12 protein-coding genes are annotated in these 12,241 nt (G+C 53.7%); 4 read left to right on the top strand and 8 right to left on the bottom strand.

The genetic code is table 11. From position 1 onward, the window contains the following. Window positions 1-4 precede the first annotated feature (4 nt). The 3 genes from XI25_RS28410 to pdxR all read right to left on the bottom strand — a co-directional run bounded on the left by XI25_RS28410 (window position 5) and on the right by pdxR (window position 3,303). On the bottom strand, window positions 5-868 hold the full coding sequence (locus XI25_RS28410) for an SDR family oxidoreductase (protein ID WP_046681213.1): 864 nt from the start codon (window positions 866-868) through the stop codon (window positions 5-7). A 113-nt stretch (window positions 869-981) separates the two neighbouring features. After that, the gene (locus tag XI25_RS28405) at window positions 982-1,767 is read right to left on the bottom strand and encodes a helix-turn-helix domain-containing protein (protein WP_046681212.1); all 786 of its coding nucleotides are present in this window, start codon (window positions 1,765-1,767) and stop codon (window positions 982-984) included. Window positions 1,768-1,830: 63 nt separating this feature from the next. Further along, a complete protein-coding gene (pdxR, locus tag XI25_RS28400) occupies window positions 1,831-3,303 on the bottom strand; it encodes a MocR-like pyridoxine biosynthesis transcription factor PdxR (RefSeq protein ID WP_327204870.1) in 1,473 nt (490 codons plus the stop codon). 118 nt (window positions 3,304-3,421) lie between these two features. Between pdxR and XI25_RS28395 the strand changes: the two genes are divergently transcribed. From XI25_RS28395 to XI25_RS37120, 3 genes are all read left to right on the top strand, one after another. Beyond that, on the top strand, window positions 3,422-4,036 hold the full coding sequence (locus XI25_RS28395) for a pyridoxamine 5'-phosphate oxidase family protein (RefSeq protein WP_046681210.1): 615 nt from the start codon (window positions 3,422-3,424) through the stop codon (window positions 4,034-4,036). Window positions 4,037-4,159: 123 nt separating this feature from the next. Then, window positions 4,160-5,458, top strand: a complete 1,299-nt coding sequence (locus XI25_RS28390) for an aminotransferase class I/II-fold pyridoxal phosphate-dependent enzyme (RefSeq protein WP_046681209.1) — start codon at window positions 4,160-4,162, stop codon at window positions 5,456-5,458. 163 nt (window positions 5,459-5,621) lie between these two features. After that, window positions 5,622-5,807, top strand: coding sequence for a hypothetical protein (locus XI25_RS37120; protein WP_082112522.1), 186 nt, complete (start codon window positions 5,622-5,624; stop codon window positions 5,805-5,807). 82 nt (window positions 5,808-5,889) lie between these two features. On the opposite strand, the gene XI25_RS28380 is transcribed toward XI25_RS37120, so the two are convergent. From XI25_RS28380 to XI25_RS28360, 5 genes are all read right to left on the bottom strand, one after another. Next, window positions 5,890-7,110 carry an ABC transporter permease gene (locus XI25_RS28380; RefSeq protein WP_046681207.1) on the bottom strand — a complete coding sequence of 407 codons (1,221 nt, stop codon included), beginning with the start codon at window positions 7,108-7,110 and terminating at the stop codon, window positions 5,890-5,892. Beyond that, window positions 7,107-7,859 carry an ABC transporter ATP-binding protein gene (locus tag XI25_RS28375; RefSeq protein ID WP_046681206.1) on the bottom strand — a complete coding sequence of 251 codons (753 nt, stop codon included), beginning with the start codon at window positions 7,857-7,859 and terminating at the stop codon, window positions 7,107-7,109. Before XI25_RS28375 ends, XI25_RS28380 begins: the two co-directional genes overlap by 4 nt. A gap of 125 nt (window positions 7,860-7,984) precedes the next feature. Beyond that, complete coding sequence (locus XI25_RS28370) at window positions 7,985-9,346, bottom strand: DEAD/DEAH box helicase (protein ID WP_046681205.1); 1,362 nt, start codon at window positions 9,344-9,346, stop codon at window positions 7,985-7,987. A 259-nt stretch (window positions 9,347-9,605) separates the two neighbouring features. Then, a complete protein-coding gene (locus XI25_RS28365) occupies window positions 9,606-10,382 on the bottom strand; it encodes an SDR family NAD(P)-dependent oxidoreductase (protein ID WP_152669239.1) in 777 nt (258 codons plus the stop codon). Between the two features lie 75 nt (window positions 10,383-10,457). Further along, on the bottom strand, window positions 10,458-10,916 hold the full coding sequence (locus XI25_RS28360; protein WP_046681203.1) for a chemotaxis protein CheX: 459 nt from the start codon (window positions 10,914-10,916) through the stop codon (window positions 10,458-10,460). 390 nt (window positions 10,917-11,306) lie between these two features. On the opposite strand from XI25_RS28360, the gene XI25_RS28355 reads away from it, so the two are divergent. Next, entirely contained in the window at window positions 11,307-12,209 is a 903-nt protein-coding gene (locus XI25_RS28355; RefSeq protein ID WP_046681202.1) for a LysR family transcriptional regulator, read from the top strand. Window positions 12,210-12,241 lie beyond the last annotated feature (32 nt).

Raw genomic sequence — 12,241 nt, 5'->3', positions numbered from 1 at the left:
CAAGTCAGCTTTTCCCGCGGCTTATGGCATGTAACACCATACGCTGAAATATCCGATAAGGCAGAAACTGTTTGGCCGCAATCGTCCATCGGGTACCGCGCGGCAGCCGGTACCTGAATTTCGGCATGCCCATATTCGCGATTTTCCCTACCAGAGCAGCAACTTCGCGCGGATTCCCGCTGCTTTCAGCCGTTCTTCGAGAAAATTTCAGGACGTTTTCCAGCGGCTGCCGATAAGGGGAACCTTCACGAACCTTCATTTCGCCGAAGCCTTTTCCCCAAATCGGGGTTCCGTAAGCACCGGGCTCTACAATCACCACGTCGATGCCAAACGGCTTCAGCTCCAGCGAGAGGCTTTCCCCAAACCCTTCCAGCGCGAACTTGGAAGCGGCATAGGGACCATACCCGGGAAACCCGATCACGCCGCTGACGCTGCTGATCAGAATGATTTTGCCGTTCCCGGTTTTCCGCATCAGCGGAAGCGCAGCTTGGGTTACCTCTACCGTGCCGAAAAAGTTCACGTCAAACTGCTTGCGCCATGCCTCCATCGGCACTTCCTCCACGAAGCCGCCGACTGCCTCGCCCGCATTGTTGACAAGCAGGTCCAGACGCCCCCACCGCTTCCCGATTTCCAGCATCGCCTGCTGAATCTGCTCCGGCCGGCATATATCAAGGGCTACCCCATGGATCCCGGACTCCACGCCGGCTTCTCGGGCCATCTCCAGAAGCTGCGTCAGGCCTTCCGGCCTCCGCACTCCCGCAGCCACCCTATATCCTTGAGCGGCAAGCTCCAGACATATGAATTGACCGAACCCGCCGGATGCCCCCGTGACGAGCGCCGTTTTATCTTCCGTTTCCTTTCTGCCCATTTCTTTCCCTCCCTTCCCTTTTACTTACGCTTTAACGGAATCATCAAAAAAAGCACCCGCGGCATCCACCGAAAAGGCTGGGCCTATCGGAGCATGAAGCCGGGGTGCTGCCTTTAACGAACCTCGGACGGGCTTTTGCCCGTATATTGCTTGAACTGGCGGCTAAAAAAGAAGATATCGCGGTAACCCAGCGCATCCGCCACTTCCGTCACGTTCATGCCCTGATGCAGAAGCAGATGCTGGGCGCGCTCGATCCTCATTTTGATGATGTATGACTGCACCGGCATGCCGATCAGTTCCTTGAACTTGATTGAAAAATAACGCGGAGATAGCCCCGCTCTGGCCGCCAGGTCCTCGACTCGGTGCGGGATGCCCGGATGCAGGCGGACGTAGTTGGCGATTTCGTGAATCGCCTCCGTCAAATGGTTGCTCGCCTTCCTGACCGCAGGCGTGTCCTTATCGTCCCGGAGCAGATAAATCATGAGCTGCTTCAGGATCAACCGACCTTCCTCCTCCGCGCCGTAAGGACGGTCCAGGTAGAGGCGAACGTATCTCGCAAGCAAATATTCGAAATCGATCGTCTCGGTCAGCTTCCGGTAAGGAGCCGGCACTTCGCTGACGGGATCGGTAACATCAAAATGTATGTAGGTCAGAACAAGCGGCTTCTGCGGGTTGTGCGTCGCGCTTGTATAATCGCCAGGGTAGAACAGAAAACAGCTGCCTTTTTCGACCTCAAAGGGCTGATCGTTCAGCACCACGGTCCCTTCACCGCTCCATACATAAAACAGGTCATAATTTTGCATCGGTTTCTCCCGTTTTTGCCACTTCCATCCCGGCTCGCAGGCGATTTTGGCTAAAGCGGGCAAAATCACAAAAGAAGACGGCGATGCGTTCAGCATCACGTCATTCCCCCTTGTCTCTCCATAGTAATCTGTATCATACTATCCCATCATACTCTTTTTTCATATGTTTTGCATATCCTTCCATGCCCGTACCATCCGGTCGATACCTTCTATGATATCCGTTTCGTCCAAATGCGCAAATCCGAAACATGCCGCCGGCGGCCCCGGAGACAGCCGGTAAAGGGCCGCATCGCGGAAACTGACGCCTTTTTTACCGGCTGCCGTCTTGAACCTTTCATATTCCTCCGTCCCATGGATCCATTCCGCATACACGTGAAGCCCCGCATCGCCGGGCTGGAGGTTAAACAGATGGGAAGCTTTGGCCTCCATTTCCCTGCAAAAGGTCCGATGCCTCTCCCCGTACAAACGGGTCATCCGGCGAAGATGGCGTCCATAGCCGCCTTTCGAAATAAATCGGGCCAAGGCCCGCTGCTCAAGCAGCCCCGGCGATACCGGCTCATACAGCGCCTTGGCGGCTGCAGCCGGCTTCACCAGCGCTTCCGGAAGAACGGCATAACCGAGGCGAAGTCCCGGCAGCATCGTTTTGGAGAAGGAGCCGACATAGACGACCCGGCCTTCGTCATCAAGCGTTTTTAGCGGTTCCATCGGGCGCCCGCCCCACCGGAACTCGCTGTCATAATCATCCTCGATGATGACCGCTTGCCGGACCCGAGCCCATTCCAGCAGCTGCCTTCTGCGCTCAAGCGTCAGGACGGAGCCGGTCGGATATTGGCGGCTTGGGGTCACGAACAGGAGCTTGGCATTCCAATGGTCCGGTACAATCCCTTCACGGTCTACCTCTGCAGGAACTATTTTTCCGGCACAGGACAATACGGCCTTTCGAATCCCGTGATAGCAAGGGTTCTCAAGCACGACTGAATCTCCCGGATCGATCAGCAGCTGCGAGAGGAGCAGGATCCCCTGCATCGAGCCGCTGAACATGATAATATGCTCCGCTTCAGCCTGGATGCCGCGCGTAAATCTCAGGTGCCCCGCTATGGCGCGGCGGAGTTCTAGATATCCTGCCGCGGACAGCTTCTCAGGCTTTGGCTCCTTTGAGAAGCTTCCGGCATAATTCAGGCAGCTTCTCCATTCGGGGTACGGAAAGAAATCGGAAGCGATGCGGTCGCCGATAAAGGATATCCCTTGTCCATCCTCAACGGGCTGAAGAATGCCGCTTCGGTGATCCGCGGTAGAGATTCCCTCGATCAGCCGCCGTCCCCATGTCGACAGCACAGGATCGGGGGTCGAGCATGGACTTTCTCCCCGTACGCGGGCAGCCCCCCGTGCCACAAAGGTTCCGCTGCCGACCAGGGCCTGCACGTATCCTTCCGCTAGAAGCATGTCGTAGCTTTGCGCCGCCGAACCGCGCGACATGCCGTACAGCCTTGCCAGTTCCCTTGTAGCCGGAAGGCGTTCCCCTTCCTGCAGGCGGCCGTCAAGGATAGCATCCCGCAAAGCGTGATACAATGCCAAATATTTATAGGCATACCGCTCGAGATAAGATTCCATCGGGAGCCCGAACTCCATCATATCCTCCCCCTTCGCAAAAATGGACCATTTAAAATAATGTAAATTGGCCCTTTTTCCTTGTCAATATTCCGCTTATGATGGATGGCAACTCAGCAATCTTGAAAAGGGGCGAAAACGTATGCGCAGAAGTGAATTCAGTGTGGAAGACGAACAGGAGATCGGACGATTTTTGGGGGAAATGAGTTTCGGCTTTCTCGGTACCGTGGATGAAGAAGGCTTCCCGAGAGTTACGCCGATTAATTTTGTGTATATGGATGGTGCTTTTTATTTTCATGGCAGCCGTGCAGGCGAAAAAATGGAGCATTTGCAGCACCAGCCTCAGGTCTGCTTTACGGTAGCGGACGAATACGCGATCATTCCTTCCTACTTCAGCGATCCCTCCATGGCCTGCCCGGCAACCGCTTTTTTTAAAAGCGTCATGACACGGGGCAAAGCTGAAATCGTCCAAGATCTGCAGGAAAAAGCGCTTGCGCTCAGCGGTTTTATGTCCAAACTGCAGCCGGAGGGAGGATATGACCCGATTGATGCCGACGATCCGCGTTATATCCCTCAGTTGAAGGGCGTGTCGATTATCAAACTCATTCCTTCCCGAATGACAGCCAAGTTCAAATTCGGCCAAAACTTAAAAAAGAAACGGCTGGACGGCGTTCTGAACGGTCTCGAAAAACGCAACCATGACAGGGATTCCCAAACCCTTGAACATATTTGCAAATACCATCCATCCTCTTCTTAACCGAAGTGCATTTTCCGTGACGCTTTCACGGTGAAATGGTATAATGTTAGGCAATGAAAACGCAGATGAGAGATGTAGGCACCTAACCTTAACCAAAAGCATTCGGAAGGATGGAATCCACACATGAACCCTTTGGCTTCTCAATTGAACGAAGACATCAAGACTGGAAACCCGCACGTGTATGACATGCTGTCAAACCTCGGCAGGGAGATTTATTTCCCCAAGGAAGGCATCCTGAGCCAGTCCGCCGAAGCCGCGAGCCACGCGAAGAAATATAACGCCACGATCGGCATCGCCACGGAAGGCGGCATCCCGATGCATCTGGACGTCATCCAAGACAAATTGTCGGCCTACCAGCCGAAGGATCTGTACAGCTATGCGCCGCCTGCAGGAAAGCCTGAACTCCGCTCCGCCTGGCGCAGCAAAATGCTGCAGGAAAACCCTTCCCTGGAAGGCAAAAGCTTCAGCAATCCCGTGGCGACGAATGCCCTGACCCATGGCCTCAGCATTGTTGCGGACCTGTTTGTCGATGAAGGCGACGCCGTCGTTTACCCGGATAAAAACTGGGAAAACTACGAGCTCACTTTCGGTATCCGCCGCCATGGCGTGACGGTCAATTACCCGCTCTTTACGGACGATATGAAATTTAACGCCGCCGGCTTGCGCGAAGCGCTGTTGAGCCAGAAAGACAAGGGCAAGGCCGTCGTGCTGCTCAATTTTCCGAACAACCCAACGGGATATACGCCGGGAGCCGAAGAAGGCGAAGCCATCGTTGCCGCCATCAAGGAAGCCGCAGAAGCCGGCATCAACGTGGTTGCCGTCACGGATGACGCCTACTTCGGCCTGTTCTTCGAAGACTCGCTCAAGGAATCCCTGTTCGGGCGTCTGGCCGATCTCCATCCGCGCGTGCTTGCCGTTAAAATCGACGGCGCGACCAAAGAGGAATTCGTATGGGGCTTCCGCGTCGGCTTTATTACCTATGCTTCCGAGAACAAAGAGCTGCTGGCCGCTTTGGAGCAGAAAACATTGGGTATCATTCGGGCCACGATTTCAAGCGGCTCCCATCCTTCCCAGACGTTTGTGCTGGATGCGTTGAAATCTCCCGAGTTCGAGCAGCAGAAGTTGGAAAAATTCAACATTATGAAGGGCCGGGCCAACAAGGTCAAAGCTCTGCTGGACAGCGGAAAATACGCCGACGCATGGGAATACTATCCTTTCAACTCCGGCTATTTCATGTGCCTTAAGCTGAACGGCGTTTCAGCCGAGGCGCTTCGGACCCATCTGATCCACGAATACGGCGTCGGTACCATCGCGCTGGGAGAGCATGATCTGCGGATTGCCTTCTCCTGCATCGAAGAGGCGTATTTGGAAGATTTATTTGACCTGGTGTACAAAGCCGTTCAGGATCTGAAAAAGAACTGATTCGAAAAAATGCCGTTTTCTTGTTTTGCCGAATGAATGCTAAAAAAGGCAGGGAGTCTTCCCGCCTTTTTTTGTTTATGGGAATATACGTTGGCCCATATCCTTGGTTATTCAGCCATATAAAATACTCTTAACGCACAGCGAACCGAAAGGGGAATGGATCATGGAAGCAGTTGAAGAACCAAGATGTAGCGAGTATCGCGGTTATGGCGAGTACCGCGGTTATGGCGGGTATGGTGGTTATGGCGGTTATGGCAATTACGGGGGATATGGTCGTTACGGAAGCGTAGAAGCCATTCTGGTACTCTTTATTCTGCTCGTTATCATCACTCGTGCTTTCTGGGTGTAATGAAGGCTGCGATTTCAAAACGAACATTTCTCGTATTTTAAAAGGCCGAAGCAGCATGCCCCGGCCTCTTTTGCATTTTCATTTAAAGATCGTCCTCGTCTTCCCTTTTCCCCCGGCGAAGAGCCGCCATACGGAACAGAAATACAAGCAGAAGCCCTGCACATCCGGTGCCGAGCACCAACCCCGGCTTTGTTGAAATCGAGAACAACAGCGGAATCCACAGGAGAACTGCCCACAGCAGCTGGACTTGGAAGACCAGTTTCACTTCATTCTGTCGTCGCGTTCCTTCCGGAAGGGGATAAACATGAAGCCAAAACGATTCCCGATGCAGCTTTCTTAAAGACGACAGCTGCAGCCCCGCAATCATTAGGCATACGAGGTAAACCGCAGCGGATGCAAGGCTGTCCCGGGTCAGCCAGACAAGAAGCGCCCCCAGAACGCCCACCCTGAACAAAATGCCGAAGATATCGCTTCGGGCCAGGCTCTTCGCCAACAGAAAGCGATATGCCGTCTCCTTCCGCCACGGAATTCCGCTGCCCCAGCGTGACAGCCATTTGCGGGCATATACCCGCTGTTCCCGCTGAGGCACGTCGACGAACCAGCTCAGCACCATCATCACCCTTGCGGCCTGTCTTTTTTCAACCTGAATCAAGCGCTCCCAAGCGACGAAATGTTTGACCGGCACCCTTAGGGCCGCCCAATAAGTCAGATGGATGAGAGCGATAAATAGGAGACTGCCGAAGACCGGGGACCACAGCCAAGAAGCCAGCGACAGCGCGGTAACCGCCCAACGCAGGGCGCGGAAAGCTCCGGCGGCTGACCTGGAAACCATCAACTGCTCCTTCCAGCTGCCGTAGCTGGACGCGAGCTTTAGCACAATCAGGACCAGAACCGTAGGCAGCAGCAGCTTGGGTTCGGAATCGCTTCGTATGTACAACGGCCACAGGATGAGCAGGACAACGAGAAGCAGTGCTGTTTTATATACAACCCCGCTGACCCAGCCTTTAACGAAATACTGCTTCATTCTTGATTCCTGCGGCAACAAAAACACCGTATCGGCAGAACGCAGATAAGTCCGAACGCTGCTGTTGACGGCAAGCGGAAATAGGACGGCAAGCATAATCCAACGGATCGGCAGTCCTTGCGGCACATTTTGAACAATGGACGTGTACCATGCGGAAAAAGCGATCAGGACGAATAAAAATACGAAGGCAACGCCGCTTTGAATGACATAACCGAGATAGGGAAGGATCTCTCCCCAGAATTGCCCCCTTCTTTTGGCAAACAGCTCCTTCAGGTTCATCCGCCGTTCCCGCCTTGAATCAGGGCATAAAACAGCTCCTCAAGAGATTTATCCCGCTGGCCTGCCTGTTCGGCAATCTCAAGAAGCGTCCCCTGAGCCACGATTTTGCCTTGATGCAGCACAATGAACCGGTCGCAGTAGTTTTCAATCGTGGAAAGGATATGGGAACTGAGCAGGACGGAGGAGCCCGACGCTTTCAGTTCCAGCATAAAGTCTAGCAAAGAGCGGATTCCGAGCGGGTCGAGGCCCAGAAAAGGCTCGTCGATGATATACAGCGAAGGCCTTGCGACAAACGCGCACATAATCATGACCTTTTGCCTCATCCCTTTGGACAGGTGAGCCGAAAGACTGTCCATCTTGTCTTCCATACGAAACATCTTGGACAGCTGCGCTGCACGGGTCTCGTACTCTCCGCGCGGAACGTCATAGGACCTGGCTGTAAATTCCAGATGCTCTCTTACCGTCATCTCTTCATACAAAAGCGGCGACTCCGGGACGAATGCCAGAGCCCCATGATAAGCCTCCGCATCCTCGTTCCGGCTTTTCCCCTGAACCCGGACTTCGCCCTTCTGCGGATTCATCAGTCCCAGAATATGCTTCATCGTGGTGCTTTTACCCGCCCCGTTCAACCCGATCAGACCAACCATCTCGCCCGGCTGAACATGGAAGGATACATCATGCAGAACGGGACGGTTCAAACTATAGCCTCCGCTCAGATCCTGAACGGACAATACCGGAAATTCGTTCATTTCCTGTTCACCCCACACTACGGCAGCCTTACGCACGGTAAAACTGCCCGTTAATTAAATCCAGATGATCATAAATCTGCGGTTGTCCCGCAGTTCCTTGACCCATAGTCCCGGATGGTCCGGGGCTATTCATCTTTGGCCGGCTTGTTCTTCAGCCATTTCGGCGCTCCCTTGTTCTTCCGGTCCCGATGCCGTTCGCTCTGGCGAGGCTGCGGAGCCTTGCCGGAAGGCTTGCTTGCCTCTCCTTTTCCTTGCTTGCCTTGCTTTCGCGCCCCGTTGCGACCTGCCCCATTGCCGGTGGACTTATCCGAAGCGCCTCCCTGAAAGCGGCCTGAAATGGAAGCGGCCGGCCGCGGTACGCGAACCTTGCCTCCATACATCGCGCGCTCTTCAATGCTTATTCCAAGCTCGCGGTTGAATTTACGCATAATAAAGGTCTGCCGGTCCGTCACGAGGGAAACAACCATCCCCCTTTTGCCCATGCGTCCGGTCCGTCCGGCACGGTGGGTGTAATGCTCTGCATCGATCGGCGGGTCATGATTGATAACCATTCCGAGGCCTTCGATATCCAGGCCTCTAGCCGCCACGTCGCTCGCCACGAGCAGCCGGGTGCGGCCTTCCCGGAAAGCGTTCAAAACGCGGCTGCGTGTCATTTTGTCCGCGTCGCCGTAGAGGGCAGCGGCGCTCAGTCCCAAGAAGTTCAGCTTCGCCTCCACTTCCGCCAAATCCTCGGTCTGATTCACGAAAATGATGGCCCGGTCGGGATTATAGTGGCGGATGACCCGCCGGAGCATGTCGATCCGGTCACGCTCCTCGACCACAAAATAATAATGCTCCAGCGCGGATGGAGTTCTGCGCTCGGGATCAATGCCGATCTCGATCGGACGATCCATTTCCCGCTTCACGAGCTCCGCCGTTTCCCGACTGACGGTGGCCGACAGAAAAACAAGCTGCCGGTCGCGTTTCGCGCTTTTTAAAATTCGGTCCACGTCCCCTGCTCCGCCCAGGTTAAATACCTGATCGACCTCGTCCACCACGATGGTGCTGACTTCGTGCATCTTCAGCTTTTTGATTTCGATCAGTTCACGGACGCGTCCCGGCGTTCCCACAATCAGCTGCGGATGAAGCTTCAGCTTTTCCAGCTGCCGCTTCACGGCGGCGCCGCCTATAAGACCAAGCACGCCTATTCCCCGAGCTTCGCCGTATCGCTCGCTCTCCCGCACAATTTGAATCGCCAGTTCCTGAGTCGGTGCGAGTATCAGCTTCTGAACGTTTTTGCTTGCGGGATCAATGCCCTGAAGCACAGGCAAAAGATAGGCGAGCGTTTTGCCGGTCCCTGTCTGGGAGGTGGCCAGCACGTCGCTGCCCTCCAACACATGGGGGATCGCCTCGGCTTGTACCGGCGACGGCGTCTCTATTCCGAATTCGGCCAAACGGGCCGTCAAGTCCTCGGCAATGCCGAGTTGATTAAATGCAGTAAAAGTCATTCGTTTGTCCACCCTTTTTTCATCGAGTCTTGATCACTCTCGTCTCATTATATGCTAAAACGGAAGTTCCCACCAAATCAACCAGGTGAAAAGTCCGTGCGATGCTTCGTGGATAAGAAATCGATGAACTTTCTCAGAGGACAGACCGCATATTGCCGAAGTTTTTCTTGCGAGATAGAAGTTTATACCTTCTTATCTCTTAGACGAAAAAGCCGGCTCCTCTTAAGAGCCGGCCATCCATCAGACTGCACGAAACGATTTATTTCTGGTTCATCCACCGGTGAGAAATCCGGTCGGCCAAGCGCGGAAATAGCTGATACAGCCTGATGCCCGCAGCGGCCAGGCGAGGCAGATCGATTTCTTCCTTCCGCTTGTCGATCAGCTTTACAATGCGCCGGGCCACATACTCCGGCTTCATCATGAACCAGCTGACGTTTTTGACGTAGCCCCCCGACGGGTCAGCCAAATTGAAAAAAGGGGTATCGATCGGACCGGGATTAACCGCCGACACCGTGATTCCTGTTCCTCTGAGCTCCTGGCGCAGCGAGTTGGTCAGCCCAAGAACGGCATGCTTGGAGGCGGAGTAAGCGGTTGACTTAGCCGAGCCAATTTTCCCGGCCATGGAAGCGATATTGACGATTTGACCGCTGCCTCGCTCCAGCATTCCCGGAAGAACCGCCTGGGTACAGCGGACAATCCCCATGTAGTTCACGTCCATCATGTCCTCAAACTGCTCTTCCCGCGTATTCAGAAACGATTCGAATATGCCATACCCCGCGTTGTTCAGCAGCACGTCTACTTTGCCGTGCGTTTCGAGGATACGGTGAAAAAAGCCCTTGACCTGCTCCGGCTCCCGAACGTCCAATAGCGCAAGCTCATGGGCGCCTTTAAGCCTGCCGCCGACCTCGTTCAGCCGCTGCTCCGACCGGCCGGCAAGTACAACGTAGGCGCCCTGCTCCGACAGCATCTCCGCCGTCAATGCCCCTATTCCGCTGGATGCTCCCGTAACGACAATCACTTTCTGATCAAGCACGATTTCTTCTTCCTCCCCGCAGTCTGCCGGGAAGCTTGATGGCTCCCTTGAAGGACGGACCGCCGTGTTTCCTTTATTTTATGAAATCATGACCTGAATATCCAGTTCCCCGATTCCATCCATCAGCAGCGGGATGCTCAGCGCTTTTTTCGTTGAAAAATGGGTGACGTTCACGGATCTGATCACTTTTGGCGGTGTAATATCCACATGAACCCCTTGGTTGGACAAGATCATGCTTGCGTTGCCGCTAATCATATTGCCAAGCTCCGATATCGCGCTCTGGCCCATCTCGTCCATTTCGGTCAATACGTATCCCCCCATCATGACGGATACCATCCGCAGGGCAACCTGCTCATGAAGACCAAAAACAATGTCTCCGCTCATTTGGCCTGTCATGCCGATCAAAATCCATATATGGTCATCAATGCGCGTAATCTCCCTAACCCCGAGATTTCCCGTGGAAGGCGATACCTGCATCACCTGCTCGATGACATGCCGCGCGGACTCTAAAAAAGGATTGATAACCTCCGCTTTCATTCCGGATTGCCCCCTTTCACTAGGTTTTTGGTCAGGGTCCCAAAGTCCCGATATCAATTAAAAACATTATAATGGATACCCTGTAATAAATCATCATAAATTAACGAAAGAAGCTCTGTTTATAAGCCGGGCATTAATTTTCACCGAACATTCTGCTTCACGTTCACAGGCCTTTAGTCGTAGTTCTAATTTAGCGGTCTTTACTATTATCGGATTTTATCCCCCACATTTAATAATGAAATGAAAATTGATGACCTTATCCTGTTCGTCTGCAAACCGGGACCAAGAGCCACCGCATTGCCCCGTTTTGGATAATCACCTATAATTTAATCATTAGGCAATCACGTTTAAACGGCACGGAAAAATGAAATCATGACAAGGAGGACGGCCATGAACATCAGCCAACTGGAAACCCTCATCACCATTTCCAAAACGATGAGCTTTCGCAAAGCGGGGGAACTTCTCAATTTGACCCAGCCGGCCGTTTCGGCCCAGATCAAGAGCCTTGAAGATGAATTCAAGACCGTGCTCGTGGACCGCAGCCAGCCAGTAACGCTGACAGACAGGGGGCAGGTATTCGTCGAGCATGCCGAACAAATATTGCGGATCGTCGATGAATTGAAGCAGCGCCTGTCGGATCTGGATCAGACTCCCCAGGGACACATTCGGCTCGGAACTACCACGTCCATCGCGATTCAAATATTGCCCCGCGTACTGTCTTACTTTCAGGACCAGTTTCCCCATATCAAAACAACGATTCAATCCATGGCTTCCTCCCAAATCTATCACGGCGTGGAGAACAGCTTGATGGACATCGGAATCGGATACCTCATCGAGCGCAACCCGAACGTTAACTCTTCCATTTTATTTTATGACTCCTTTGAACTGGTCGTCTCTCCGGAGCACCCGCTGGCGAAGGTAAACAAAGCCGACATTGAGGTACTGGGCCAAACCCCGCTGATCCTTCTGACGCAGGATACGTTCGGGCGGAGATTTGCCGATGAAGTCATGAAAGCGCACGGTATTGAACCTCAGGTCGTCATGGAGCTTTCCAGCAGCGAGGAAATCAAGCGGATGGTGGAGATCAACCTCGGGGCGGGCATCATTTCGAAACAATCGGTTTCCAAGGAACTTCGAAACGGTACGCTGAAAATCGTCCCTCTTGCCGAGCTTGAGGTCAGCCACCCTGTCGGCGTGATCTATAAGAGCGGCCGTTATGTGAGCTCAGCCATGCGCCAGTTTCTGAGCGATTTGAAGGGGATGCCGGAAACCCAGTTTATTAGCAGCGAATAATCAAAAACGCGTTTATGGAGATAAAGGAGGAC

Source organism: Paenibacillus sp. DMB20, assembly GCF_000987955.1.
In the GTDB taxonomy this organism is placed as follows: domain Bacteria; phylum Bacillota; class Bacilli; order Paenibacillales; family Paenibacillaceae; genus Paenibacillus_AQ.
The sequence above is the reverse complement of the archived record's forward strand: the minus strand, read 5'-3'. Positions and strand labels throughout refer to the sequence as shown.

What these genes read in the sequence shown, in the direction of transcription:
- XI25_RS28410 (WP_046681213.1), bottom strand. Translation starts at nt 868, where the DNA reads ATGGGCAGAAAGGAAACGGAAGATAAAACGGCGCTCGTCACGGGGGCA.
- XI25_RS28405 (WP_046681212.1), bottom strand. Translation starts at nt 1,767, where the DNA reads ATGCTGAACGCATCGCCGTCTTCTTTTGTGATTTTGCCCGCTTTAGCC.
- pdxR (WP_327204870.1), bottom strand. Translation starts at nt 3,303, where the DNA reads ATGATGGAGTTCGGGCTCCCGATGGAATCTTATCTCGAGCGGTATGCC.
- XI25_RS28395 (WP_046681210.1), top strand. Translation starts at nt 3,422, where the DNA reads ATGCGCAGAAGTGAATTCAGTGTGGAAGACGAACAGGAGATCGGACGA.
- XI25_RS28390 (WP_046681209.1), top strand. Translation starts at nt 4,160, where the DNA reads ATGAACCCTTTGGCTTCTCAATTGAACGAAGACATCAAGACTGGAAAC.
- XI25_RS37120 (WP_082112522.1), top strand. Translation starts at nt 5,622, where the DNA reads ATGGAAGCAGTTGAAGAACCAAGATGTAGCGAGTATCGCGGTTATGGC.
- XI25_RS28380 (WP_046681207.1), bottom strand. Translation starts at nt 7,110, where the DNA reads ATGAACCTGAAGGAGCTGTTTGCCAAAAGAAGGGGGCAATTCTGGGGA.
- XI25_RS28375 (WP_046681206.1), bottom strand. Translation starts at nt 7,859, where the DNA reads ATGAACGAATTTCCGGTATTGTCCGTTCAGGATCTGAGCGGAGGCTAT.
- XI25_RS28370 (WP_046681205.1), bottom strand. Translation starts at nt 9,346, where the DNA reads ATGACTTTTACTGCATTTAATCAACTCGGCATTGCCGAGGACTTGACG.
- XI25_RS28360 (WP_046681203.1), bottom strand. Translation starts at nt 10,916, where the DNA reads ATGAAAGCGGAGGTTATCAATCCTTTTTTAGAGTCCGCGCGGCATGTC.
- XI25_RS28355 (WP_046681202.1), top strand. Translation starts at nt 11,307, where the DNA reads ATGAACATCAGCCAACTGGAAACCCTCATCACCATTTCCAAAACGATG.